General features: G+C 63.8%; 23 protein-coding genes, 2 tRNA genes and 1 pseudogene. 17 read left to right on the forward strand and 9 right to left on the reverse strand.

Annotation, left to right across the window (positions count from 1 at the left end; all coding sequences use genetic code 11):
• Nucleotides 1-22: 22 nt before the first annotated feature.
• The 3 genes from ACERIT_RS04440 to ACERIT_RS04450 form a co-directional block, all read right to left on the reverse strand.
• Nucleotides 23-1,258, reverse strand: coding sequence for a mandelate racemase/muconate lactonizing enzyme family protein (locus ACERIT_RS04440; RefSeq protein WP_373673624.1), 1,236 nt, complete (start codon nucleotides 1,256-1,258; stop codon nucleotides 23-25).
• A gap of 84 nt (nucleotides 1,259-1,342) precedes the next feature.
• Entirely contained in the window at nucleotides 1,343-2,176 is an 834-nt protein-coding gene (locus ACERIT_RS04445) for a COX15/CtaA family protein (protein WP_373673749.1), read from the reverse strand.
• 177 nt (nucleotides 2,177-2,353) lie between these two features.
• Complete coding sequence (locus ACERIT_RS04450; protein WP_373673625.1) at nucleotides 2,354-4,579, reverse strand: CDC48 family AAA ATPase; 2,226 nt, start codon at nucleotides 4,577-4,579, stop codon at nucleotides 2,354-2,356.
• Between the two features lie 239 nt (nucleotides 4,580-4,818).
• Between ACERIT_RS04450 and larC the strand changes: the two genes are divergently transcribed.
• A complete protein-coding gene (larC, locus tag ACERIT_RS04455; protein WP_373673626.1) occupies nucleotides 4,819-6,360 on the forward strand; it encodes a nickel pincer cofactor biosynthesis protein LarC in 1,542 nt (513 codons plus the stop codon).
• An 82-nt stretch (nucleotides 6,361-6,442) separates the two neighbouring features.
• Here larC and ACERIT_RS04460 read toward each other — a convergent pair.
• Nucleotides 6,443-6,527: transfer RNA gene (locus ACERIT_RS04460), tRNA-Leu, on the reverse strand.
• Between the two features lie 110 nt (nucleotides 6,528-6,637).
• Nucleotides 6,638-6,979, reverse strand: a complete 342-nt coding sequence (locus tag ACERIT_RS04465; RefSeq protein ID WP_373673627.1) for a ferredoxin — start codon at nucleotides 6,977-6,979, stop codon at nucleotides 6,638-6,640.
• 141 nt (nucleotides 6,980-7,120) lie between these two features.
• Between ACERIT_RS04465 and ACERIT_RS04470 the strand changes: the two genes are divergently transcribed.
• Nucleotides 7,121-7,891, forward strand: coding sequence for a hypothetical protein (locus tag ACERIT_RS04470; protein WP_373673628.1), 771 nt, complete (start codon nucleotides 7,121-7,123; stop codon nucleotides 7,889-7,891).
• Between the two features lie 381 nt (nucleotides 7,892-8,272).
• Here the strand turns inward: ACERIT_RS04470 and ACERIT_RS04475 are convergent, their stop codons facing one another.
• Together ACERIT_RS04475 and ACERIT_RS04480 are read right to left on the reverse strand one after the other, a co-directional pair.
• Nucleotides 8,273-9,076 carry an ABC transporter permease gene (locus ACERIT_RS04475; RefSeq protein ID WP_373673629.1) on the reverse strand — a complete coding sequence of 268 codons (804 nt, stop codon included), beginning with the start codon at nucleotides 9,074-9,076 and terminating at the stop codon, nucleotides 8,273-8,275.
• On the reverse strand, nucleotides 9,076-10,176 hold the full coding sequence (locus tag ACERIT_RS04480; protein WP_373673750.1) for an ATP-binding cassette domain-containing protein: 1,101 nt from the start codon (nucleotides 10,174-10,176) through the stop codon (nucleotides 9,076-9,078). Before ACERIT_RS04480 ends, ACERIT_RS04475 begins: the two co-directional genes overlap by 1 nt.
• A 188-nt stretch (nucleotides 10,177-10,364) precedes the next feature.
• Here ACERIT_RS04480 and ACERIT_RS04485 point away from each other — a divergent pair, with 188 nt between their 5' ends.
• The 10 genes and pseudogenes from ACERIT_RS04485 to ACERIT_RS04530 all read left to right on the forward strand — a co-directional run bounded on the left by ACERIT_RS04485 (nucleotide 10,365) and on the right by ACERIT_RS04530 (nucleotide 17,304).
• Nucleotides 10,365-11,711 carry a tRNA pseudouridine(54/55) synthase Pus10 gene (locus ACERIT_RS04485; RefSeq protein WP_373673630.1) on the forward strand — a complete coding sequence of 449 codons (1,347 nt, stop codon included), beginning with the start codon at nucleotides 10,365-10,367 and terminating at the stop codon, nucleotides 11,709-11,711.
• 240 nt (nucleotides 11,712-11,951) lie between these two features.
• Nucleotides 11,952-12,335: a hypothetical protein gene (locus ACERIT_RS04490; RefSeq protein WP_373673631.1), complete on the forward strand. Its 384-nt coding sequence runs from the start codon at nucleotides 11,952-11,954 to the stop codon at nucleotides 12,333-12,335.
• Nucleotides 12,336-12,447: 112 nt separating this feature from the next.
• Nucleotides 12,448-12,723: pseudogene (locus tag ACERIT_RS04495) on the forward strand (ubiquitin-like small modifier protein 1); the annotation flags it as partial.
• Between the two features lie 358 nt (nucleotides 12,724-13,081).
• On the forward strand, nucleotides 13,082-13,456 hold the full coding sequence (locus tag ACERIT_RS04500; RefSeq protein WP_373673632.1) for a hypothetical protein: 375 nt from the start codon (nucleotides 13,082-13,084) through the stop codon (nucleotides 13,454-13,456).
• A 110-nt stretch (nucleotides 13,457-13,566) separates the two neighbouring features.
• Nucleotides 13,567-14,244: an AzlC family ABC transporter permease gene (locus ACERIT_RS04505; RefSeq protein ID WP_373673633.1), complete on the forward strand. Its 678-nt coding sequence runs from the start codon at nucleotides 13,567-13,569 to the stop codon at nucleotides 14,242-14,244.
• Nucleotides 14,241-14,579, forward strand: a complete 339-nt coding sequence (locus tag ACERIT_RS04510; RefSeq protein ID WP_373673634.1) for an AzlD domain-containing protein — start codon at nucleotides 14,241-14,243, stop codon at nucleotides 14,577-14,579. The genes ACERIT_RS04505 and ACERIT_RS04510 overlap by 4 nt, the downstream gene beginning before the upstream one ends.
• Nucleotides 14,580-14,627: 48 nt before the next feature.
• Nucleotides 14,628-15,077 (forward strand): universal stress protein, encoded by a 450-nt coding sequence (locus tag ACERIT_RS04515; protein WP_373673635.1) that lies wholly within the window; start codon nucleotides 14,628-14,630, stop codon nucleotides 15,075-15,077.
• A 35-nt stretch (nucleotides 15,078-15,112) separates the two neighbouring features.
• Nucleotides 15,113-16,066 (forward strand): tRNA pseudouridine(38-40) synthase TruA, encoded by a 954-nt coding sequence (gene truA, locus ACERIT_RS04520; protein ID WP_373673636.1) that lies wholly within the window; start codon nucleotides 15,113-15,115, stop codon nucleotides 16,064-16,066.
• A 179-nt stretch (nucleotides 16,067-16,245) separates the two neighbouring features.
• Nucleotides 16,246-17,124: an NAD+ synthase gene (locus ACERIT_RS04525; RefSeq protein WP_373673637.1), complete on the forward strand. Its 879-nt coding sequence runs from the start codon at nucleotides 16,246-16,248 to the stop codon at nucleotides 17,122-17,124.
• A gap of 109 nt (nucleotides 17,125-17,233) precedes the next feature.
• Nucleotides 17,234-17,304, forward strand: a tRNA-Gly gene (locus ACERIT_RS04530).
• A 294-nt stretch (nucleotides 17,305-17,598) separates the two neighbouring features.
• On the opposite strand, the gene ACERIT_RS04535 is transcribed toward ACERIT_RS04530, so the two are convergent.
• The gene (locus ACERIT_RS04535; protein ID WP_373673638.1) at nucleotides 17,599-18,510 is read right to left on the reverse strand and encodes an acyltransferase; all 912 of its coding nucleotides are present in this window, start codon (nucleotides 18,508-18,510) and stop codon (nucleotides 17,599-17,601) included.
• A gap of 156 nt (nucleotides 18,511-18,666) precedes the next feature.
• On the opposite strand from ACERIT_RS04535, the gene ACERIT_RS04540 reads away from it, so the two are divergent.
• The 3 genes from ACERIT_RS04540 to ACERIT_RS04550 all read left to right on the forward strand — a co-directional run bounded on the left by ACERIT_RS04540 (nucleotide 18,667) and on the right by ACERIT_RS04550 (nucleotide 22,061).
• On the forward strand, nucleotides 18,667-19,728 hold the full coding sequence (locus tag ACERIT_RS04540; RefSeq protein WP_373673639.1) for an aldo/keto reductase: 1,062 nt from the start codon (nucleotides 18,667-18,669) through the stop codon (nucleotides 19,726-19,728).
• A gap of 516 nt (nucleotides 19,729-20,244) precedes the next feature.
• A complete protein-coding gene (locus tag ACERIT_RS04545; protein WP_373673640.1) occupies nucleotides 20,245-21,000 on the forward strand; it encodes a coenzyme F420-0:L-glutamate ligase in 756 nt (251 codons plus the stop codon).
• A 50-nt stretch (nucleotides 21,001-21,050) separates the two neighbouring features.
• Complete coding sequence (locus ACERIT_RS04550; RefSeq protein ID WP_373673641.1) at nucleotides 21,051-22,061, forward strand: 5,10-methylenetetrahydromethanopterin reductase; 1,011 nt, start codon at nucleotides 21,051-21,053, stop codon at nucleotides 22,059-22,061.
• On the opposite strand, the gene ACERIT_RS04555 is transcribed toward ACERIT_RS04550, so the two are convergent.
• On the reverse strand, nucleotides 22,047-22,268 hold the full coding sequence (locus tag ACERIT_RS04555) for a hypothetical protein (RefSeq protein WP_373673642.1): 222 nt from the start codon (nucleotides 22,266-22,268) through the stop codon (nucleotides 22,047-22,049). The two genes, ACERIT_RS04550 and ACERIT_RS04555, sit on opposite strands and share 15 nt — an antisense overlap.
• A 131-nt stretch (nucleotides 22,269-22,399) precedes the next feature.
• Between ACERIT_RS04555 and ACERIT_RS04560 the strand changes: the two genes are divergently transcribed.
• The gene (locus tag ACERIT_RS04560; protein WP_373673643.1) at nucleotides 22,400-24,178 is read left to right on the forward strand and encodes a site-2 protease family protein; all 1,779 of its coding nucleotides are present in this window, start codon (nucleotides 22,400-22,402) and stop codon (nucleotides 24,176-24,178) included.
• Between the two features lie 101 nt (nucleotides 24,179-24,279).
• Nucleotides 24,280-25,770 (forward strand): tRNA guanosine(15) transglycosylase TgtA, encoded by a 1,491-nt coding sequence (gene tgtA / locus ACERIT_RS04565; RefSeq protein ID WP_373673644.1) that lies wholly within the window; start codon nucleotides 24,280-24,282, stop codon nucleotides 25,768-25,770.
• The last annotated feature ends 47 nt before the right edge of the window (nucleotides 25,771-25,817 follow it).

Below are 25,817 nucleotides of genomic sequence, written 5' to 3' on the forward strand. Positions count from 1 at the left end.
TGTATCGATCCGTCCGACCGATTTATTCCGGATCGAATAACGTCTCGCCTTCGACCATGTGCTCTTCGACCGCATCGAGGTTCAGCGTCAGCCCGAGTCCTGGTTTCTCCGGAATCGCCATGCGTCCATTCTCGATGAGATCGTCCTCCTCGACGAGATCCTCCCACCAGCCGAGTTGGTAGCTGTGGAATTCGACGGCGAGGGAGTTGGGGATGGCCGCCGCGACTTGTGCGCTTGCCATGGTCGCGATCGGCGACGAGACGTTATGCATCGCGATCGGCGTGTAATATATGTCAGCAAGTGTGGCGATCTTCCGGGTTTCACGCATTCCTCCGACCTTCGGGAGGTCCGGCGCGAGGATGTCGACGGCCTGGTCCTCGATGAGTTGACGTTGGCCGTGGGTCCGGTAGACGTTCTCGCCGACCGTAACCGGCGTCGTCGAGGACTGCGTGACCTCGCGCTGGACGTCGCGATTCTCCGGCGGAACGGGGTCCTCGATCCACCAGACGTCGTACTCCTCAACGGCCTCCAACAGCTGTTTCGCGCTTGCGGGCGTATACGACCAGTGACAGTCGAAGGCAACGTCGGCACGGTCGCCGACGGTTTCACAGACCTGCCGGACGATTTCGGCCTTATGTTCGATTTCGGGGCCGCGCATGTGGCGGTTGGCGCGGTCGATCTCGTGGCCGGAAGGCACGTCGAGATCGAACTTGAGAGCGTCATAGCCGAGTTCCGAAACCACGCGTTCGGCCTCCGCGGCGTTGGATTCCGGCTCGGATTCATCACCTGCGTGACAGTCACAGTAGACACGGACCTCGTCTCGATATTTCCCGCCGAGCAGCTGATACGCCGGGATATCGAGGAGTTTTCCGGCAAGGTCATGGAGGCCGATCTCGATGCCGGAGATCGCGGAGACCACTTTCCCCGATATCGATCCCTCGCCGGACATCTTCTGGATCAGGTGTTCGTATAGTCGGTCGATGTCAAGCGGATTTTCGCCGATGAGAAACGGAGCCATTCGGTCGATGATCTCCGCATCGCCGCCACCCCAGTACGCCTCTCCCGTTCCAACGATGCCCGCATCCGTATAGATCCGAACGAGGATCCACGGATAGTTGCCATCGACCATCGTCGTTTGAACGTCGGTGATCTCGACGTCTCGCGCTCCGCGATCGGCCGACAGTCCCATCGTGTCCGACGACAGGTCCCGCATCGTGTATTTCAAGTTCGGATCGTGGAGTTCTCGATAGTCCGTCATACGACCCATTATTTGTGACGAATTATATGATACTTCGCATCTCTCCGTCATCCCACCCCTGTCCGGATCCCCGGTTTGCGATCCTCACTCCCTCCGCGAGGTGGCCGTCCCGATCGACTCCGATTTCGATCCACCCAGCGTCCAACCGGCGGCCGCCGTGGCGAGCACGGTGGCTGCGAGGAGGACTCGATTGGTGGTCTCCCAGAATCCGGGATAGACGACCAGATCCCGCCCGAGAAGTAGCGTGACGAAAAGCGACGCGATCGCGATCATCGACAGCACGCGAACGCGCCGGACGTCCCGGTCGGCAAGCGCCGACGTGGGCACTCGCACGATCACGGCGAGCAGCCCGAGGAACCCGACAAGCGAGCAGAGATAGAAGGCGGCCTGTGCCCCCGGCGAGTAGGTCACGAGCGGGACCGCCCGCGAGAAGACCGCCCCGAGGAGGACGCCGCCAAGTCCGCCGACGAGCGTACGCTGAAGCGCTCGCGGGGAGGTAGGGTCCGGTTTCCCCTCGTCGCCCTTCCCGAACAGCACCACCCCGAGTAGGGTGACGATCGTCAACGCGACGACGAGGTGGGCCGCGTGCGTGGAGACGGTGTAGCCGCCGGGAACCAGCCCGCCGATCGTCACCGTCACCGCGCCAACAAGGATCTGGATGGGGAGGATGATGACGGTGAGCGTGGCGGCGATCCGCGTCCGGTGCGATCGGTTACCCAGCCACGCCCAGGCGGCGGTGCCGATGATCAGAAAGCCGGTCACCATCGCCCACACGCGATGGAACCACTCGATGAAGTCCGGATTGAGCGTGAGCGTCGGGATGAGTTGGTCCGAACAGAGCGGCCACTGTGCCTGACAGGCCAGCCCGGAGCCGGTTCCGGAAGTGTAGACGCCGAGCGCGACGAGGATCGTTGTCATCGCCGTCGTCACGGCGGCATACCGTCGGAAGGTGAACCAGGGCGGCCACGACGGATACCTCATGAAGCGAAAATCGGACGCGCGCGTACTTAGGCGATTCGACGCTTGCTCGCGTGTGAGAAGGGATCCGAACCGTGGTCTCTTTCGGATCCGGTCGAGCTACCGATCGTCGGCAGCTTACTGGAATCCGATTCGACCGCTTCCGCGTTCGCCGATCGCCTTCTGACCGCCGCCTTTGAACTGCTTTTCGACGTCCTCGTAGTAGGACATGATGTCCTCCGTGATCGTCGGGCGGACCGACTCCATGGCGCGACGGAAATGTTTCATTTCGACCTCCGTCGCTTCGTCGTCGTCACGCAGTGCCTCGATCGCGGCTTCGCGGGCGATCCCCTCGAGATCCGATCCGACGTACCCGTCCGTGATCTCGGCGATCTCCCGGAGGCTGACGTCCGGTGCAAGCGGCGTGTCAGCGGTGTGGATCCGGAGGATCTGCTCGCGGCCTTCCTCGTCGGGCTGTCCGACCATCACGAGCCGGTCGAACCGACCGGAGCGCAACAGCGCGGGGTCGATCATGTCGGGACGGTTGGTGGCGCCGATCACCATGACGTTGCCCATCTCCTCGAGGCCATCCAGTTCGGTGAGCAGCTGATTGACCACGCGCTCGGAGACGTTATTCCCCATATCCTGGCCTCGGGAGGGCGCAAGCGAGTCGAGTTCGTCGAAGAAGACGATCGTCGGCGACACCTGGCGCGCCTTCCGGAAGGTCTGTCTGATCGCCTTCTCGGACTCGCCGACCCACTTCGAGAGCAGTTGGGGGCCGCGAACGGAGATGAAGTTCGCGTTCGTCTCATTGGCAACGGCCTTCGCCATCAGCGTCTTGCCGGTGCCTGGCGGGCCGTACAGGAGGACGCCCTTTGGTGCCTCCACGCCCATCCGGTCGAACTTCTCGGGATCGGTGAGTGGCCACTCGACTGCCTCCTCGATCTGCTGTTTCGCGTCGTCGAGTCCGCCGACGTGGTCCCAGGAGATCTTCGGAAGCTCGACGAGCACCTCGCGCATCGCCGACGGTTCGACCTCGTTCAACGCGCCTCCGAAGTCCTCGCGTTTGACGATCATCCGGTCGATGAGACTCGGCGGAATGTCCTCCTCGTCGAGATCGATCTTCGGGAGGTATCGACGGAGTGCCTTCATCGCGGCCTCCTTCGTGAGACTCTCGATGTCCGCGCCGACGAAGCCGTGGGTACTGTCGGCGAGCCCGTCGAGATCGACGTCGTCCGAAAGCGGCATCCCGCGGGTGTGGATCTGGAGGATCTCCTTGCGGCCGATTTCGTCCGGCACGCCGATCTCGATCTCGCGATCGAAGCGACCCGGTCGGCGAAGTGCCGGATCGACGGAGTCGACGCGGTTGGTCGCGGCGATCACGATCACCTGTCCGCGCGTCTCCAGCCCGTCCATCATCGTGAGCAGTTGGGCGACGACTCGGCGTTCGACTTCGCCGGTGACGTCCTCACGTTTGGGCGCGATCGAATCGAGTTCGTCGATGAAGACGATCGAGGGGGACTCCTCTTTGGCATCCTCGAAGATCTCCCTGAGCTGCTGTTCGCTCTCGCCGTAGTACTTCGAGATGATCTCCGGGCCCGCGATCGAGAAGAACGACGCGGAGGTCTCGTTGGCGACCGCCTTCGCGAGGAGGGTCTTGCCGGTGCCCGGCGGGCCGTGCAACAGGACGCCCTGTGGCGGCTCGATGCCGAGCTTTTTGAAGATCTGCGGGTGCTTCATCGGGAGCTCGACCATCTCCCGAACGCGCTGGATCTCGTTTTGGAGGCCGCCGATATCCTCGTAGGTGATGCCGCCGCCGGTCTTTTCGAACCCGGAGATCGGCTCCTCGCGGAGTTCGACCTCCGTGTCCTCGGTGATCAGGCAGACGCCCTCCGGTTCGGTCTCGACGGCAATGAGGGGGATCGCCTGGCCGGGCGAGCGCATGAACGGATGGTTCGTCGAACTCATCACGGGAACGATGTCGCGCTCGACGACCGGCCGTTTGAGGATCTGCCGTTTCACCATCCCGGCCGCGTCCGAGCCGAACTGCACGGACGCCTCCTCGGGCGGCGCGAGAACGAGTTTCTCAGCCTTCTCGGTTTCCGCCTTCCGGATCGTCACGCGCTCGCCGATGCCGACGTCCGCGTTCTGCCGGGTGAACCCATCGATGCGGACGGTATCGGTGTTCCAGTCCTGCCGGTCAGCACGCCATACTTTTGCCGCCGTCGTCTCGGCGCCATCGATCTCGATGATGTCACCCGGGGAGAGCTTCAAGTGCAACAGCGTGTCGGGATCGAGTCGGGCGATACCGCGTCCCGAGTCGTTCGGGTACGCCTTCGCCACTTCGAGTTGGACTTCGTTCATGGTTGACTCGCGGGGGGTACCACAACCTGCTGGTGGTCCGGAGATAAGCCTGTTGCTCCGCCCGATCGCATGCTCGCTACGGGCGGTTTCGCCGTTTCGCGGGTCCGTTTGTATGTCATGATATCACACGGTAGGATGAGGAGACACAAAACCCCGTCGCCCGCGTTGGTTTTTTGCGTATCGAACTCGATCCGCTTCGAAACTGGAGGCTCTTTACCTACGAGGGTCGATCGTCGCGTATGCACACTCTCGCGTTTGACGGACGGATGGGCGCCGCCGGCGACATGGTCTGTGCGTCCTTGATCGCGGCCGGCGCGGATCCCGCCGTCATCGGTCCGATCGAGGACGCACTTCCCGTCCACTTCGAGGTCGGCGAGACGACGAAAAACGGGATCCGATCGACGACCGTCGACGTTCGGTTAGTTGATGAAACGACGACGGGCGGGCACGACCGGAACGGGACGGACGAGGATCACTCTCACGATCATCCTCACGATCACTCCGAGGGCCACTCTCACGATCATCCCCACGACCACTCCGAAGACCACTCCCACGACCATTCCCACGATCACTCCCACGACCACTCTCACGATCACTCCCACGACCACTCCGCCGATAGTTCCCACCACGCTCCTCACGCTGAGGGATCGGGTGCTCACCGGACGTATCCGGAGGTCGTGGATATCGTCGAGTCGATGGACCTCCCCGAATCGGTCGAATCGGACGCGCTCGCGGCCTTCGAGTTGCTCGGGGAGGCGGAGGCCTCGATACATGGGACCGACCTCGCGGAGACGCACTTTCATGAGGTCGGCGCGGACGACGCGATCGCGGACGTGGTCGGCGCCTGTCTCTTGGTCGCCGACCTCGACGTCGATCGCGTAGTGACGACTCCGCTTTCGGCTGGCGGCGGCGAAATCGAGATGGGCCACGGTGTCTATCCCGTTCCCGCGCCCGCCGTCGTCGAGATCATGAACCGGGCCGGCCTCGCGATTCGGGGCGGTCCCGTCGATGCGGAGCTGTTGACGCCGACCGGTGCCGCGATCCTCGGTGTGCTCGCCGAGGACGTTTCGACGCTCCCGGCGATGACGGTCTCGGCCGCCGGCTACGGTGCCGGACGACGGTCCTTCCCCGACCACCCCAACGTGCTCCGGGCACTCGTCGGTGAGTCGATCGAGACCGACGACGCTTCGGCCGTCGCTGCCGACGCCGCGGACGCCGGTGATGCCGCTTCAGATCGTGCAGGCGACGGAATCGACGGGGAGTTACACGACGATCTGCCCACCAGACGTGGCGGGTTCGTTCACGACGAGGTGGTGGTTCTCGAAACCCACCTCGATGACGCCTCGCCGGAGATCCTCGGCGGGCTTCAGCGGACACTCGGGTTGGTCGGCGCTCTCGACGTGACGATCGTCCCTACCACGATGAAGAAGTCGCGACCGGGCCATCTCGTCACGGTCGTCTGCAAGCCGGCCGACGCCGACGCGGTCGTGGATCGGCTCGCGCGAGAAACGGGGACCCTGGGGATCCGCGAGTCGAGTGCCCGTCACCGGTGGATCGCTCAGCGGTCCCTCGAGACGGTGACGATCGACGTCGCCGGTGAGTCCCACGAGGTCCCTGTGAAAGTCGCATCGACCGACGATGGCGATGTGTACGATCTCAGTGCGGAGTACGACGATGCTGCCGCCCTCGCTCGTGAAACCGATCTCACGGTCCGCGAAGTCATGCGCCGGGCCGAGGCGGCCGCTCGGGAGTTGCTTGAAACCGACTCCGCTGTCGAGTAGTCCGACTGATGAGCTACTCATAGCGCTCCTGATTTAAATCCTCATCACGCTGTGTCTCTCGCGCGACTGCTCGAGACACGAATGCGGGAGAAGGGATTTGAACCCTCGAACCCCTCCGGGAGCGGATCTTAAGTCCGCCGCTTTTGGCCAGGCTCAGCCACCCCCGCGCGTTCACCGCGTTCCGCGGGCTGAAACAAACCACTTTCGGCACGCGTTCCACGTTCGGCGACGTGACCGGCGAGATACCGCTTCGACAAGGTGATGCTCCGCGTTTGCGCTACCAGTCGACTGAGAGCGTCCCGTCGCCGTGTGGATCCGGAGCGATCTCCTCGTCGGTCCGCCGATCGACCACGTGGATGACTCCCTCGTCCTTCTTGGCGGGGCACATCTCGGCCGCCTCGATGTTGTCCTCGAGTTCATCCTCGCCGATGTAGTAGGACTGCGGACGTGCCATCCCGGTCGAGACGTCCATCTCCCAGTTGTCGGCGGCCTCCGCACACCGTCCGGCGCCGAAGCACTTGTTGGCCTCGAAGACGATTTTGTACGGCTTCTCCTCGATAGGCGGTCCCTCCCCGCCGAGCTCGCTCGGACGGACGACGTCGTCGCGCTCCTCGCTCATACGTTCCGTTCCGTGTTCGGGCGCCTTTCGTCTGTCGGTCGCGGTGAACCGGTTTCCCTCCCTTCCGCTCGGGCAGATCTTCGTCCCTTCCGTTCGGATCCTTCGACACGCTTAGGCGGCCACCGCCAGTACGAGTGCACAGTGATCGTCGTCGCCACGGACGACTTCCGCCTGTATCATGCGGTCCTCGATGAGTTGCGCGGCCGAGGGGTCTCGTTCACCACGATCGAACCACACGATCCGATCCCCGAGCGTGCATCCGTGGTGATCGCCACTCCGGACGACCGCGTCGACCTCGGGGATCGAGACGACGTGGAGTTCGTCGCGGCCGATCCCGACCACCCGCGTGCGGCCGTCGACGAGGCGTTGGCCGTACTCAGAAGCGGCGGTGGACGGACCATCGTCGGGGTCGATCCCGGTCCGTCGCCGGGAATCGCCGTCCTCGTCGGTGGGACCGTCGTTGCGGCGTTTCAGGTCCCTCTTTCGGAGGCCGCCGAGACGATCGTCTCGGAGATCGTCGAGAAACCCGATCCGCTCGTGCGTGTCGGTGACGGTGACCGCCTGAAGGGCGCCCGCATCATCAACGATCTACCCGAAGACCTCGCCGTCGAACTCGTCGACGAGACGGGGACGTCGCCATATCTCGGGGGCGGTGCACGCGGGATGGGCGACGTTCTTGCCGCCGTCAACATCGCTCGGATCGAAGGTGAACCGATGGCACAACGGCGAATCGAACCAACCGAGGGTGAACTCCAGCGGATCCAAAACGAATCCAGACGGCGCTCTGCCGGTGGTCGGACCATCGACGAATCCCTCGCGCGTCGGGTTGCCGCCGGCGAATTGACCCTCGAGGAGGCGATCGACGAGCACCGCCGGCGGCCGGACCGCTCCGATGACGACGACGTCGAGTGATGCGCTCCGATCGATCAGCGACGCTCGACGACTGACGCTCGACGATTGACGCTCGATGACCGGCCCTCGATCAGGGATGCTCACTGACGCTTCACCATCGATGATCACGGATCGGCAGGTTCCACTTGTTCACTCGGAAGCCGTCGGCTAGTGGATCATGAAAAACGAAAGGGGAGCCCACGCCGAAACGGCGTGGGCGTGCCGCCCTAAATAGGTCCCCGCTGACGCTTCGGCCCTCCAAGCGAAGCGTCATCTGGAGCAAATGGCTACGTCAACTTAAGCGTGCCGGGGCCGGCAGCAATTCCCTGTCCGATCGGGTAGTAACTGGGTCCCGAAATGGATCGCCGGGCTCACCGTCCTCCTGCGATCCGGATCGTTCCGTCAGTCGGTGAGGCCGTAGCCGCGCCGGAATAAGACGACGTCGATCAAGGCGACGATCGTCGTCAATCCGGTGAGGACGACGAGCGAGAATCGCGGATCGACTTCCGCCGTCCCGAGGAAGCCATATCGGACGCCGTTGACCATGTAAACCATCGGATTCAAAAGTGAAACGTCCCGCAAAAGCGGCGTGAGGTCCTCAAGCGAGTAGAAGACCGCGCCGAAGAACACCAGCGGTCGGAGAATGAACTGGTTCATCACGGTCAGGTCGTCGAAGTCGGTCGCGATCAGCCCTCCGATCACGCCAAAGCTCGCGAAAAGCAGCGTGATGACGAGCATGAACGCGAGGAGATAGACGGGTTCTTCGACCGGAACGGGCTGATACAGTGCGGAGATGATTCCCCAACCGATGACGGCGATCAGGCCGCCGACGAGCAGGCCACGGGTGGCCGCAGAGAGGATGTATGCCCAGACCATTCCGGTGTAGGACAGCGGCGAGGTGAGCACCTCGTGGATATACTCGTTCCACCGTCCATGGAAGATGGAAAAGGATGCGTTCTCGAAGCTATTCGAGACCGCTCCGAGCACGATCAATCCGGGGAGAATGAACAGGATGTAGGGCACGTCCGCGATCGTTCCGACGCGCTGGCCGAGGATCACTCCGAAAACGGAGAAGTACAACACGTTCGTGATGAACGGGGGGGCAAACGTGTTTCGGGGACGCCGAACGAACCGGAGGATCTCGCGTTTCGTCAGCGTGAGAAAGCCGGTGAGATCGACCGCCGAACTGGACTCGTCGGTGGCCATTATCGATCTCCCTCCCGTCGGGAATCGGCGATCGGCTCCGGAACGTTGCGTGCCCCGCCGTCAGTGACCATCGGCTCGGCCTCGGTGTCTGCAGCCTCGTCGTCGGCACCGTCGTTGCTGCCGGGCGATTCGTCGCCGTCGGTCGTCGCTCCGCCATCAGTCGTTTCCCCGCGCCTGGTGAGATCGACGAATACCTCCTCCAGGGACGTCCGTTTGATCTCCAGATCGAGGATCTCGTGGCCACCCCGATCGAGTTCGCGGACCAGATCCGGAGCCACCAGTCCACCCTGACGGGCGGTGACCACGAGACGACCGTCCTCACCGGTCACCTCCTCGACGCGATCGTCGCTGGCGCGAATCGTCTCGGCGATCGTGGACGTGTCCGCGGAGTCGTCACGAAGCGTGACCACGATCCGGTCGCTCCCCCGATCCATCAGATCCTCCGGAGAGGCGACCGTCACGATCTCTCCCGAATCGAGGATCGCGACCTCATCACACAGGCGTTCCGCCTCCTCGATGTAGTGAGTGGTAAGCAGGATCGTCGTCCCTTGCTCGTTGAGGTCCGTGACGAGATCCCACAGGTCCCGGCGCAGTTGGACGTCGACACCCGCGGTCGGTTCATCGAGGATGAGCAGGTCCGGTTCGGTCACGAGCGCTCGTGCCAGCATGAAGCGACGTTTCATTCCACCGGAGAGCCAATCGAACCGCGTGTTGCGTTTGTCCCAGATCCCGACCTGCTTTAACGCCTCATCGGCGCGTCTGCTCGCTTCTTCGGGCTTCACACCGTGGTAGCCGGCCTTGTGTTCGAGAACCTCGCGGATCGGGAAGAACCGGTCGACGTTGAACTCCTGCGGGGCAAGCCCGATCCTGTCACGAGCTTCCCGGTAATCCTCCTCCACGTCGGCACCGAAGACGGACGCCGTTCCGTCGGAGGCGCGGACCAGACCGACCAACACGTTGATGAACGTCGTCTTGCCTGCTCCGTTCGGGCCCAACAGCCCGAAAAACGATCCCTCCGGGACCGAAAGCGACACCCCCTTCAGCGCTTCGACGTCACCGTACTGCTTGCGGAGATCGCTGATCTCCAGCGCGTTCGTCATGTCGGGATCGATGCCGCGCGAGTGGTTAAACGCCGCGAACGGCGACTCCTCTGGGACGACGAAATACCCCGACGGGCAAGTTGATGTTGACATCGTCGCGAGCGATCACCCGCCCCACGTCGACGACGGAGATACCCATCGACGGCACGGATCCGCACGCTTTAGCGGCACCGGATTCTCGATCGCGTATGGACGTACTCGACGTCGCCGCGGACGCGATCGCGACGGGGCCGGTGTGTGATTCCTGCCTCGGCCGCCTCGTTGCCGATCGGAGCTTCGGGCTCACGAACGCCGAACGCGGACGATCGATGCGCACGGCGCTTGCGCTTGCTCGCGACGACCCCTTCGAGACCCCCGATCCGGCCGACTGCTGGGTGTGTGAGGGCCGATGCACCGAATTCGACGAGTGGGCCGAACGCGCTGTGGCGGCCGTCGAGGGGATCGAGTTCGACACCTACAACGTCGGGACGCGACCCCCACCGCTCATCGAGGAGAACGGGCGGCTACTCCGTGAGGAGTGTGGCCTCGACCCCGACGCCGGTGAGAAATTCAAATCCGAGTTCAACCGCGAGGTCGGCAAGCGCGTCGGCCGGCTCACCGAGACGGAGGTCTCCTTCGATCGCCCGCACGTCCAGTTCACCATCGACCTCGACGAGGATCGGATCGACGCCAAAGTGAACTCGGCGTTCGTCTACGGCCGCTACCGGAAACTGGAGCGTGACATCCCTCAAACCGAGTGGCCCTGTCGAGAGTGCCACGGCTCCGGTCGAAGCGGGCGAGAGCCGTGTGACCACTGTGGCGGGACGGGCTACCTCTATGAGGACAGTGTAGAGGAGTTCGTCGCCCCGGTCGTCGAGGACGTGATGGACGGTACCGAGAGCGTTTTCCACGGAGCCGGCCGCGAGGACGTCGACGCGCGGATGCTCGGAACCGGCCGCCCCTTCGTCGTGGAAGTCGAGGAGCCCCGTCGTCGTCGTGTCGACGTCGATCGACTGCAGGAGGACGTCAACGCCTTTGCAGACGGCGCAGTCGAGGTTGAGGGGCTCCGACTCGCCACTCACGAGATGGTCGAACGCGTCAAACGGCTCGACGCCTCCAAGCGCTATCGAGCACTCGTCGAGTTCGACGACGAGGTCGCTCCCGACGCCCTCCGGGCGGCTGCGGACGAACTCGAGGGTGCCACGATCGAACAGTACACTCCCAACCGGGTCGATCACCGGCGCGCGAACCTCACGCGCGAGCGTGAGGTGTATGACGTCGCGATCGTTGACGAAAAAGCGGACGTCGAGACGTTCGACGACGAGGCGATCCCGGCGTTCGATCCCGACGATCCTCATCACGCGATCGTCGAGATCCACGGCGAAGGCGGACTCTACATCAAGGAACTCGTCTCGAGCGACGAGGGTCGGACGGAGCCGAGCCTCGCCGGACTACTCGACGTCGACGCAAGGGTGATCCACCTCGATGTCCTTTCCGTAGAGGGGGAGGACGAGCCGTTCGAGGACGAGTCGTACTTTCTCGATTCGGACGAGTAGCGCCGGCTCGATTGGATGCGTAGCGCCGGCTCGATTGGATGCGTAGCGCCGGTTGGACCGGTGATGCAGTCCGGCTTTCGACGATGCGGACCGAGAGTCTCATCTCGCGAACGGTGTCCCGTTCTCGTCGAACGCCAGCGCATCTCGTGTACGATCGGCTTTCGCTCCTCGTCGGCAAGCGAGATCGAGTGGCCCGCCGATCGTCGAGACGTTTTTTCCGCTGCGGCCACCACTCCAGGTATGACCGAGATCTCACTCGCGATTCCGGGCGGTGTCATCGACGGACTTCCCGAGGATAGCCAGGCGACGAAACGGGACGTCGAACGCGCCGTGGCCGGCATCGAATCGCGGCTCAACCGTGAAATCGACGACGCCGCGGACACGGCGGAGGCGGCCGGGGTCGTCGTCGACGCGATCGAGTTCCTTGAGGCGCGCATGGAGCGATACGACGAGTTCGTCCCGGAACTGCGTGCGTGGGGGCAATCGCCGATTTACGCGATAACCTGGCGAAACCTCTATGCAGAACTCATCGCGCAGTTATACGACCACGAATGGCTCGCCGAGGAACTCGATCGCGAGCGCAACTACCGGATCGTCGAGGACGGGATCCGATTTGGCGGATAACCGATCGCGAACCGGACGCAATCGCCGATCCGCCATCTCCCGACGGTGCTCACGAGACTGTCGGCGAGCGCCCACCGACCGTATTTAAGCATCCGCCGCCCCTTGATATCATATGGAACTCGAGTTGCGGTTTTTCGCGACCTTTCGGGAGGCCGTCGGGTCGAAGACGATATCCCTCGAGGTGGACGACGGCGCGACCGTCGGCGACGTGCTCGCGACACTCGAGACCGAATACGACGGTCTCGGCGACATGCTGATCGATGATGAGGCGATCGCGCCGCACATAAACGTCCTGTTGAACGGCCGCGAAGTGTTGCATATGGAGGGGCTCGACACGCCGCTTTCGCCCGGCGACACGCTCTCAATCTTCCCGCCGGTCGCCGGGGGAACGGATAGCGTCGACGCGGAGAGCGGCGGCGAGGAATCGGCGGTTGCGGAAACCGACGATGTGAACACCGGTGATCGTCGGGAGAAGTCCTATCGAGGTATCTCCCGACGGCTCGCTGCCCACTATCTCCGAAACCTCGGCGGATCGTTCGTCGGCGCCGACGATCCGGCGGATGCGACTCGAATCGAAGGTGACGGATGGACGGCCGACCTCGCAGCTGAGACGGTGGCGGTCGCGGGGTCGTTGGAGTTGACGGAAGTCCGGATCACGTTCACGGGGGATGCGGCAGCCCTCGACGATCTCATCGACAGCTTCTCGCAGAAGGCGATGCGTGCGGGCGGATAACGAACCTCGAACGATGGATCGAGGTGATGAGCTCCCGTTTGACGGCCCCGTCCTCGTGACGGCCGGCGCGCTGGCGAGCGTTCCGCTCTCGCGACTCCCGGACGTTCTATGGACCGTCCAACGATATCTTTCGCCCCGCCTCGGCGAGTACCGCCGCGAGTATGAATGTGCTCTCCGTGAACCCGACAGGGAGATGTTTCTCGTGGAGCCGGACCACTGGGTCGAGATCGGCGGCGATCTCGACCTCGACGATCGAACCCGCAAAGCGGTCCGTCGGACCCACGAGACCCAACTGGAACGCTCCGGATCGACCCACGATCGTCGCGAGGAGTTCGAATCCGCCTTGGAGATCCGATCGGCGGTGGTCATCGGCGTCGACGAGGAATGATCCACGTTCCGGTCGTGGTCATCCGGATAGATGCTCACTCGTCCAGGGGAGGCCCAGTCATTCGGATCGACTCCGATACCACTTTGATGCACCCTTGACGATGCCGTGGTATGAATGCGGACCTCCGTTCCGGCGTTCGCGATTCTTTGCCCCTTCTACTTGGAATCGTGCCCTTCAGCATGGTCACGGGAATCGCCGCGATCGATGCCGGATTGACGCCCGCACAGGCGATCGGCATGTCGGTGGTCATCTACGCGGGTGCCTCCCAGATCGCGGCTGCCGACCTGCTTGGGGAGACGGCGCCACTCGCGGTGGTCGTCTTCACTGCGGTCGTCATCAACCTCCGGCTCGTGATGTACTCGGTTTCGATCGCTCCCCACTTTGCCACGTACCGGCGTCGCACCCGTGGATATATGGCGTATCTTCTTACCGATCCGGCATACGCGCTCTCGGTCACCAAATACGAAACCGGCGACGTTGATGACAAGCGAGCGTACTACCTCGGGATCGGGGTCACCATCTGGGTCGTCTGGCTCATCTCGACCGCTCTCGGTGTCGTCATCGGAACGACCGTTCCCGAGAAATGGGGGCTGTCTTTTGCCGTGCCGCTCGTTTTCCTCGCGATCCTCGTTCCCCTGTTGACGGACCGCTCTCGAACGATCGCTGCCTTCGTCGGCGGTGGCGTCGCCGTCCTCGCGGCCGGCGTCCCGTTCAACCTCTCGCTTCCGATCGGCGCAATCGCCGGAATCGCCGCCGGCCTCGCCTCCGGGGCGGTGAGCGATCGATGACCGAATACGGACCCGTCACGATCTGGGTGACGATCTTCGTGATCGGGATCGCAACCTACGGCCTTCGGCTCTCGTTTATCCACCTGTTCGGCCGGATCGACGACGTTCCGCCGAAACTGGAGCGAACGCTCCGATACGTACCGGCGGCCGTTCTCGCTGCTCTCGTCGTCCCACAGCTCGTCTCGATCGAGTCGACGGTCCAGGCAACCCTTCTGGACGCGCGCCTGATCGCGGGGGTGGTAGCGAGCGCGGTCGCCTGGCGCACCGAAAACGTTCTCGCGACGATCGCCGCCGGGATGGGGATGTTGTGGCTCGCCCGGTTCGTTCTGTTGTAACCGAATTCCCCCATCACGGTTTTAGTGTCCCCCGTCGAATCGGGACGTATGTACGAGACTGTGCTTCTTCCTGTTGCTCCCGAGGGGGGAACGATGCGTGCCATCCCGCACGTCGCAACACTCGCTGATCGATACGACGCGACGGTACACGTCATCTCCGTGGTCGATTCGGTAGAGGAGATGATCAACGATCCCCGAGTCGAGATGCTCGCGGACCGTCTCCAGACGACTGCCCACGATCGCGTTCACGAGGTTTCCGAGGCGCTGTTGGACATCAACGCCGACTTGGAGATCGTCACGCATGTCGAGCGTGGAACGGCACACGGGGCGATCCTGTCGATGATCGATGAGGTCGACGCCGATGTCGTAGTGATGCCGACACACACGCGGCAGGGTCTCGAACGCGTGCTGCTCGGCTCGATCACGGAGCGAGTCATCCGGGAGTCGCCCGTTCCCGTCGTCTCGATCCCAATGGAAGAGGACGCGCCCGGCGACTGATCGGTCGATCCCGAATCGATCGGTCCGACGGGACTATGTGCGTTCCTCGACCAGGGCCACCCGTGCGCGCGTTTCGGATCGCCTACGACGGTCGACCGTTCTCCGGGTTCCAGCGTCAGCCGGACGTTCCGACGGTCGAGGACGTGATCTTCGACGCACTCGATTCCCTCGGCGTGGCGGATCTCCCCCGTGAATCCGGCGGCAGGCGCTCCCGTCCACCGGGATATGCCGCCGCGGGACGTACCGACGCCGGCGTTTCCGCCGCAGCGCAAACGATCGCTCTCGAGGCACCGGAGTGGCTCACTCCGCGGGCGTTCAACGGGCACCTTCCGAAGCACGTCCGGGCGTGGGCCGCCGCCGAGGTACCCGACGACTTTCACGCGAGACACGACGTCAGCGACCGAATCTACCGATATCATTTGTACGCGCCGACCGACGAACACGCCGGCTCCGATACCCGAACCGACATCGATCGTTCGCCGCCGTCGGCCCCATCGGTCGACGACGATCGCGTTCATGCGGCGCTCGATCGTCTCTCCGGCGACCACGACTTTCACAACCTCACTCCCGATGACACGGGAACCGAACGAACGCTCGCCGCGACTGCCCGCCGCGAGGGTGACCTGCTCGTCATCCGGACGCGTGCGGACGGGTATCCCCGGGAGTTCGTCCGCCGACTCGTCACGCTCGTTCGCGCGGTCGGAACCGGCAACGCTCCGCTGTCGAAGATCGATCGAGTTCTCGGCGCGGACGCCCTCTCGGGCCCGGAGGGAGTCGGCCCCGCTCCGGCGACACCGCTTGTGTTGTGGAACGTCGAGTACGAATCCACCGCGACCCGATCCGACCACACGGTTCGATTCGAGATCGATCGAGAGGCTGTCGAGAGCGCGTCGGCCGCATTCGGCGAGGAGTACGTCGAAGCGCGACACGCGGCGGCGGCGATCGGCGCGGTTCGTGACCGTGTTGAGACCGATCCCGTCGGCGAGTGAGGATCCGGGATCCCCTTATACAATTTCCACAAAGAACATTTATACGTTCGTTTTGTATACTTGGATAGATGTGGTCAATATGATATTGGAAATGGTAAAAGAACTATGTATGTTCGCTACATCCCCGATCCAATTTGCGATCCGAAACACGTTCTCTGCCCTGCGGATGGAGGTACCCGATGGGTGATTCTACGGTCGCGGATGCCGATAGCGGTCCGGTTGGCAGCGATCGTAGCGGATCGGCCGATTTCGACGACGTTGATGATATCGATGTCGGAACGATCGACGATCCGGCCGTCGAACGCGATCGGATCGCCGGATTCATCGACGATCGGGTTCGGGAGGCTGGGGCCACCGGCGTCGTCGTGAACCTGAGCGGCGGGCTCGACTCGACGGTGACCGCGGCCCTCGCCGTGGCGGCTCTCGGGCCCGATCGTGTCTATGGGCTCGTTTTGCCCGGTAACAAGACCGGCGCGGTGAACGCCCGGGACGCGGAGGGACTCGCTGAAGCCCTCGGGATCGAATACGACTCGGTACATCTCCAGCCCCTCTTCTCCCAGTTCGGGAGCCTGGTTCCCGATCGATTCGACCTCCACGGCGAGCCGGCACTCACCGGGAATCTCGTCGCTCGACTCCGGATGTCGATGGCGTACCTCGCTGCCAACGCGATGGATCGGCTCGTGATCGGTACGACGAACCGAAGCGAGCGGCTCCTCGGATACGTCACTAAATACGGTGACGGCGCCGCGGATCTCCGTCCGATCGGCCACCTCTACAAGACCGACGTCCGTGCGCTGGCTGGGGCCCTGGATGTCCCCGAGTTCGTCACCGAAAAGCCGCCAACTGTGGGATTGTTTCCGGCCCACGACGATCGCGACGATCTGGGGGCACCCTACGAGGTCGTCGATGCAGTGTTGTCGCTATCGGTCGATGCGGGAATGGATGCCGGAACGATCGTCGATCGACTTTCGATCGACGAGGACGTGGTCGCACGACTTCTCACCCGCCACGAGCGCACCGGTCACAAACGTTCGACGCCGGCGCTCCCCTCGTGGTAGCGGTCCCATTTTCCCCGATTCGCCCTGTCTCCTGGTGGTGTTTCCCCCGTCCCGATCGCTCGGTGAAGCGCTACGTTCAAGTGTGATCAGTCGGTACGATTCGATGCACGCGCCGTTGGTCCAGTGGTAGGACAGTGGCTTCCCAAGCCACTAGCCCGGGTTCAATTCTCGGACGGCGCACTCCCTGTGGTCGTTTGTCGTCCAACTTCCCGTTCGCTCTGCTCACGGGAATCTCGGATGGCGCACTTCTGCCGAACGAAGTGAGGCGAAATCGCCAGCGAGAATTGTAACCCTGCCAGTCGCAGCACTCGAACGGAGTGAGAGTGACCGTCTGGCTCCGGTTCAATTCTCGGACGGCGCACTCCCTGTGGTCGTTTGTCGTCCCACTTCCCGTTCGCTCTGCTCACGACAATCTGGACGGCAGAGTTTTCCGACGTAGCCTGGTGACGTCTCGACTCGTCTCGATCGGCAGTCTCAATCCTCTCGATCTGGGGAGGGGAGATCCCGTTTGAACTCGTCGAACTGATTCAGATCGTCGGGGAGGTCGAACTCGATCTCCCGTTCGTCCTGTCGGTTCGGAAGATCCCCGTCCTCGAGATCGACGGCGACGGATTCCCATCCCGGCTTCACTCGAACGCTCTTTGCCGGCATACCGACCACGATGTGGTGGTCCGGGACGTCACCCTGGACGACTGCCCGTGCGCCGACGACGCTGTTCGCACCGATCCGGCAGCCGGCACGAACCATCGAGTCGTAGGTGAGGCGTGCGCCGTCGCCGATCTCGGTGTGGTAGTTCCGGATCGAGGTCTGGTCGACGATGTCGTGGTCGTGGCTGTAAACGTGCGCGCCGTCGGAGATCGACACTTGATCGCCGATCGTCAACCGGCCGCGGTCGTCGAGGTGCACGTCGTCGTGGATCACGACGTTGTCGCCGATCTCGATGTTGTGTCCGTAGGTGAAGGTGATCCCTTTGAAGAACCGACAGTCGTCGCCGCACTCCGCGAAGAGATGGGTACCAAGCATCTGCCGGAATCGCAACGCGAAGTGGATGTTGTCGGCCATCGGCGTCGCGTCGAACTGTCGCCAGAGCCACTGGAGGTATTTGGATTGTTGGAAGGCCTCTTCGTCCTTTTCGGCGTAGTATTCCGACTCAAGCGTGGCGTTGCAGGGATCGTAACTCTGGAGTCGAACCTGTTCGGCTTTGGAAACGCGCTCGCCGTCCTGCCACGCTTCCCACGCCTCGCGATCCCCGTGGAGGTCTACCAGCACATCTCTGACGACCTCACAGGTGTCCTCCTCCGAGGAGAGGCGCTCGTCCACCTCGTCGATGAAGGTCTGAACCCCGGCCTCGGCCGTGTCGGGGAGGGACACGTGTCGCTTTGTCATCGGCGACCATTCCCCGCCGACCCACAAAGGAATTCGGTTGTGCGCCGATCATGCCGAGCCGGTCAAAAACGTGTGAGTTCGCCACGTTCGGATCTGTGCCTGGCGCATCACGATCGAACCACACGCGCTAAGTGGATTGATCTCCTACGAACGCGCATGCACTACCGCGAGCTCGGAGACTCGGGCGTCGAGGTCAGCGAGGTCGGTTTCGGTGCCTGGGTCGTCGGCACGGACTGGTGGGGCGACCGTAGCGAGCAGCAGGCGATCGACATGGTCCAACACGCCCTCGATCAGGGAATCACCTACTTCGATACCGGCGACGTCTACGGCCACGGCGACTCCGAGGACCTCGTCGGGACGGCACTCGCCGAGTACCGTGATAAGGTGACGCTCGCGACGAAGATCGGATACGATTTCTACGACAACCCGCAGGCAGGACACGGCGAACTTCCGAAGGAACTGACCCCCGAGTACCTCCGGGAGGCCTTTGACCGATCGCTCGATCGGCTTGGAACTGACCACGTCGAGTTCCTCCAGTTGCACAACGCCAACGTTGCGGAAGTGACGCCCGAGGTGCGGGACGTCCTTCGCGAGTTCAAAGCCGACGGGAAAGCCGAGGCGATCGGCTGGGCGCTGGGCCCCTCGATCGGATGGCTCGCCGAGGGTGATGCAGCCATCGAGGACGACGTCTTCGATGCCGTCCAGATGGTCTTTAACCTCCTCGAGCAAGAGCCGGGAATGCACTTCGTCGACACCGTTCGCGAACTCGATTCCGACACTTCGATCCTCGCACGAGTGCCTCACTCGTCGGGACTGCTCAACGAGCAGGTCACTCCCGAGACGGAACTCGGGGATGATGACCATCGATCACATCGGCCGGCGGAGTGGTACGAAACCGGCTGGGAGAAGGTCGAATCGATCCGCTTCCTCGAGCGGGACGGCGATCGGACGATGAGCCAGGCGGCGATCCAGTGGCTGCTTCACCACGAGGAAGTCGCCTCGGTGACGCCGACGTTCCGCACGACGGCGGACATCGACGAGTGGGCCGCCGCCAGTGAGGTACCGCCGCTCACCGAGGCGGAGTACGACCGTGTCCAGGAGCTGTACGCGTCGAACTTCGATATCGACCGGTTCGACGGAATGGACGCGCTTCGAACCTCCGTCGAGGGCGAGGATATCGAGGCGGCCGGGCTCGATAAACGGGCCGCGTCGTACTAATTCTCCAACAGGGGACGGATAACTGGCGAGTGGCGAGCAGCCGGCAGTCAGTGGATCCACGACGGGTCGCCGGACACCCGCCTCGACCGTCGTGGGTGATCGGTCAGATCATTCGGAGAGAGTGTGGCGTCCTCCGATATATACCTCCGGACGACTGTCACCTTCGGAATTGCCGATCGTGAATACCCACTGAGTTCCCGTCGAAACCAACCGACGGAAGCGCTTCCGACCGGTAACTCTTCAGTTACGCTCCGCTCTCGTTTCACGTGATGAAACACCGCGACGATCGCATCCGAAACGGGCGGCTCGGGAAAAAACCCATCGTCACACGGGGCTCGGTGGGGGTAACCCTTCGTCACCGCCGCCCAACGGGAGTAGGACGCCCCGGGCCTTCAGTCGACCGATCCGCCGAAGAATCTCCATTCGATCAGGGAAACGGATAGTGACATCCCGATGTGTCCGCCGGACATCTCCGCTATCGTCGGGGTTTTGACTACGCACCCGAAATCGACGGGTATGGAACTGTTCGCGGTCCCGGATCTCCCCGAGATCCGGGAGGGTGACGACCTCGCCGCCCTGATCGACGATCGGGTCGATCTCCGCCCCGACGATGTCGTCTGTGTGGCAAGCACGGTCGTCTCAAAGGCGGAGGGACGCGTCTACGACTACGAGGCGTTCCCGCCCGGCCCGCGCGCTCGCGAGATCGCCGACCGACTCGAGACGATCTCCGGCGATCGAAAGGACCCGCGATTCGCCCAGGCGGTCCTTGAGGAATCCACCGAGGTTCTCATCGAGGCGCCATTTTTGTTGACGGCCACGCGGTTCGGTCACGTCGGCGTCAACGCTGGGATCGACCGCTCCAACGTCCCCGGCGGGGACCTCCTGTTGCTCCCCGAGCGGCCCTCCGAGAGCGCAGCGCGGATCCGCTCCGGGATCGCGGCGGACCGCGTGATCGTCACGGACACCTGCGGACGTCCGTTTCGCCACGGCCAACGCGGGGTCGCGATCGGCTGGTCCGGACTGCAAGCCAGCCGCGATTGGCGCGGTGAGACCGATCGCGATGGGAGAGAACTCGGCGTCACGGTCGAAAACGTGATCGACGAACTCGCGGCGGCCGCGAATCTCGTCGCTGGCGAGGGCGACGGGGGCACTCCGGTCGTCGTCGTTCGTGACTTCGAGTTCGGCGACCACGTCGGTTCCGACGCGCACTTTCGTGAGATAGACGGCGATCTCGTCCGCCAGGCCATTCGCGAGTGGACCCACGAGACCTGACGAGGAATCGCGATCGACGACGAAGAGAGACTCCATCACCCCCTTCAGACATGTTCGGAATCGAACTCACCCCGGAACACGAACTGGATCGACTGGTCGATCTCGGCGTCGCCGCCGAATCGGCCGGTTACGACGCCGTCTTTGCGACGTGTCACTACAACAATCGCGACCCGTGGTCGTTCCTCTCGCGGCTCGCCACCGAGACGGAGACGGTGCGGTTAGGTCCCGGCGTCGTCAACCCTCTTGAGACGCACCCCGTCACGATCGCCTCGCGGGTCGCGACCCTGGATGAGGTCTCCGATGGCCGGGGCCTTTTCGGGATCGGACCCGGCGATCCCTCGACGCTCCGAAACCTCGGTCTCTCCGACGAACGGGGACTTCGTCCCGTCCTGGAGGCCTTTCGCGCTGCGAGACGGTTGTGGGACGGTGACCGGATCGACCACGAAGGGACTTTCGAGGCCGACGCCGCCGGGCTCAACTACCGACCGCCACAGGGCTCCGATCTCCCGGTTTTCGTCGGCGGGGAGGGGCCCCACATGTGTCGGATGGCGGCTAAACACGCGGACGGACTGCTGTTCAACGGCTCGCATCCGGCCGATCTTCGCTGGGCGCGCGAACGGGTCGCGGAGGGACTTGCTGAACGCTCCGACTCCCGTGGCAGGTTCCGGCTACTCGCGTACGCTAGCATCAGCATCGCGGAGGATGCCGCCGCCGCTCGCGCGGCGGCCCGTCCAGCGGTTGCGTTCATCACCGCCGGCGCGGCGCCTCCCGTCCTCGATCGCCACGGGATCGACGCCGGAACGGCAAACGCGATCGGCGGCCACATCAGCGCCGGCGAGTTCTCGACGGCCTTCGATGCCGTCACACCCGCAATGATCGACGCCTTCTGTATCGCGGGGACGCCGGCGGACGTCACTGAACGCGCCGAAGCCATTCTCGAGTACGCTGACGGGATCGTCGTCGGATCGCCGCTTGGACCGGATCTCGAGGCCGCCGTCGACCTCGCGGCGGAAGCGATCCGTGATGTCGTCCACCGTTCGTCCGGCTCAGCTCCCGAGTGACGGGAACTCGATGCCGACCTCGTTCGCCAGCGCGCCGACCACGAGGTAGGCGAACGCGAGCACGGACACGATGATCAGAACCTGTCCGACGGCGACGGAAACGATCGAGAGCGGATCCCCGGTACCGACCACGTTCTCGAGGAAGATCGTGATGAGTCGAGGGACGTCGCCGACGAGCTCGGTGATGAATTCCACCGGTGTGTACATACGATAATTTACGTCGCGGGGGGTCCTAACTGCTGTGGAATTCCGGGCGACACCGTGGCCGGGGGACGTTGGTTCACTCCTTCCGCAGCCGATCCGATCCCCTTACCCGATCCGACGGCAAACACGGACCAATGAGTACCCTGCTGTGGATCTTGACCGGGGTTCTCGCCTACACCGCGATCGCGATGTGGCTTCGCAACCGCGGGATGCTCCCCGAGTCAGTTCGGGTCTCCGGGCCCCTGACGACGATCCACACGACGCGCGGCCGAGTCCTCCTCGACCGACTCGCACGTCCGAAACGGTTCCTGCGGGCGATCGCGAACCTCGGCGTCGGCGTTGCGCTCGTCGTCATGGCTGGGACGTTCCTGATTTTGATCTTCAACGCCGTGGAGATCCTCACGAACCCCCCCGCTCCGACCGGGATCAACACGCCCCAAAACGTCCTCATCATCCCCGGCGTCAACGAATTCCTCCCCCTTTCGGTCGCCGTCGAGATCGTCTTCGGCCTGTTGGTCGCGCTCGTCGTTCACGAAGGGGCCCACGGGCTGTTGTGCCGCGTCGAGGACATCGATATCGACTCGATGGGCGTTGCACTCTTCACGCTGTTGCCGATCGGAGCGTTCGTCGAGCCCGACGAAGAGTCAACGAAACGAGCCGATCGTGGGAGCCGAACCCGGATGTTCGCCGCCGGCGTCACCGCGAATCTCCTCGTCGTCATCCTCGCGTTCGGCCTGCTTTTCGTCCCGATCGCGGGCGCAGTATCCGTTGCATCCGGTGCCGCCGTCGGTGGCGCTTATCCGGGGTCGCCGGCTGCCGAGGCCGGCGTCTCGCCCGGTGACCGGATCGTCGCCGTCGACGGTCGATCCGTTGAAAGCTCCGAGCAACTCCAGCGTGTTCTCTCGGAGAACCCGAACGAGCGCGTCGACATCTCGCTTCACGACGGAAGCGAACGGACCGTCGACCGTCGACTGCTCGTGACCGGTGTCGCCTCGATATCGCCGCTTTCGGGCGAGGACGGTCTCTCGACCAACGACACGATCGCTGCCGTTGACGGCGATCCGGTTCGCACGGAGGCCGCCCTTCGGACGGCCGTCCAAGACGGGGAGATTCACACGTTCGAGACGGCCGAGGGAACCACGGTTGAAGGGCCAGTCGGCGCACTCGTTGCGGTCGTTCCGGACGCTCCCTTCGACGCGGCTGGGGCTCCGGCCACGGAGCACGCAGTCGTCACCTCGGTGGGCGGCGATCGCGTCGTGGATCAGCAGGAGCTGAGCGAGGCCATCGACGCGCGGGAACCGAACGAGCGGGTTACGATCGTCGCCTACGTTGATGGCGATCGCGAGGAATACGACGTCCAGCTCGGATCGATCGAAGACGACGGCTCCGACGACGAGGGTGCCTATCTCGGCGTCCAGATCGCTGGCGGGACGAGCGGCGTGACCGTCGACAGCCTCGGCATACGGACGTATCCGGCCGACCAGTACCTCTCGATGTTGACCGGGACTGCGAGCGACTCGCTCATCGGAACGCTGCTGCTCGTCACGGTCCTTCCGTTCTACTCGATCGTCGATCCCGCAACGGAGTTCAACTTCGCGGGGTTCGTCGGGACGAACATCCCGTTCTATGAGGTGTCAGGGCCGCTCGCGGCTCTGGGCGATCCGGCCCTCTTCCTCGCCGCGAACCTCCTGTTTTGGACGGGGTGGATCAACCTCCAGCTGGCCTTCTTCAACTGCATCCCCGCCTTCCCGCTCGACGGCGGCCGCATTCTCCGAACCGCCACGGAGGCCGTGGTCTCGCGGCTTCCTGTCGATTCGAAATCACGGCTCACACGGGCGATCACGACCGCGATCGGCGTGACGATGCTTGCGGCGCTTTCGGTGATGATCTTCGGCCCGGTACTGCTTCAGTGACGTCTGGTGGCGTCGGCTGAGGGCGTCCTCACTTCGGTTCGAACGACTACGTTTGCTCCGTCGAACGCAACCCTTACCGCTTGCGGCCGCGGAGACGGGATATGCGCGAGCACTTCGAGATCCGGAGCCACGACGGGGCGGGGCGGATCGGTGCCCTGTCGGTTCCGCGGGCGGGCATCACCGTCGAGACGCCTGCGCTTTTGCCCGTCGTCAATCCGAACGTGCTCACGATCGACCCGGAACGCCTTCGATCGGAGTTCGGCGCCGAGATACTGATCACTAACTCTTATATCATCCACAGCACCGACCGCCTCCGCGAGCGCGCGCTTGAGGAGGGACTCCACGATCTCCTCGGGTTCGATGGCGCGATCATGACCGACTCGGGGTCCTTCCAACTCGCCGAGTACGGCGACATCGACGTGACGACGACCGAGATTCTCGAATTCCAGCACGCGATCGGATCGGACATCGCCACGCCGGTTGACGTCCCGACGCCCCCCGATGTCGATCGCGAGCGCGCGGAGACGGAACTGGAGACGACCGAGACCGCACTCGCCGACGCGGCCGAAGCGAACACCGGGGGGATGCTCGTGAATGCTCCCGTCCAGGGGTCGACGTATTCGGACCTTCGCGAGCGGGCCGGCCGTCACGCCGCTGCCACCGATCTCGACGTCTTCCCGGTCGGTGCTGTCGTTCCGCTCATGAACGGCTATCGATACGATGACGTCGTCGAGATCGTGATGAGTGCCAAACGCGGGCTCGATCCCGACTGTCCGGTCCACCTGTTCGGGGCAGGTCATCCGATGATGCTCGCGCTCGCGGTTGCGTGCGGCTGTGATCTCTTCGACTCCGCAGCATACGCGCTGATGGCCCGAGATGGACGATACCTTACGGTCTCGGGGACCGAACACCTCGACGATCTCGAGTATCTTCCGTGTTCGTGTTCGATCTGTTCGCAGTACACCCCCGAGGACCTTCGCTCCCGGTCGGACGACGAGTGTGAGCGATTGCTTGCCGAACACAACCTTCGAGCCACCTTCGCGGAACTTCGCCGCGTGAAGGACGCGATCCGATCGGGGAACCTGCTGGAACTCGTCGAGCGTCGCGCGCGCGGTCATCCGGCGATGTGGGACGGCTACCGGGCGCTTCTGGATCATCGCGACCGGCTTGAGGCGACGGATCCGGTCTCGAAAGGGACCTTCTTCGCCGTCTCGGCGGACTCGGCCGCTCGTCCGGAGGTCACACGGCACCACGACCGGCTTGGACGGCTTTCCGTTCCTGGCCGCCTGTTGATCACCGAGTCAAAGCCTCCCTCGACCCACGAGTACGACGAGGTCTGGCGGATCCAGCCGCCGTTTGGCCCTTATCCCCCCGCGCTCTCTGAGACGTATCCGTTGACCGCGGAGGTCCCCGAACGCACCGACATCGCCGCGAAGACGGCTGCTGTGAAGGGTGTGTGCCGACTCATTCGCGAGCACCCCCACGCGAGCGTGACGCTCGCCCACGACGACTGGGATCCCGCGGCGCTCGATCGGCTTCCGGAGGAGATCGACCTCGAGAACCTCTCACAGCTCGGCCGCTCCGACGGGTAACCGCCGCCACTTCCGTCGGGCGATGCGATCGGCCCTCCTGACCGCTC

This window comes from Halopenitus sp. H-Gu1, from assembly GCF_041821145.1.
In the GTDB taxonomy this organism is placed as follows: Archaea; Halobacteriota; Halobacteria; order Halobacteriales; family Haloferacaceae; genus Halopenitus.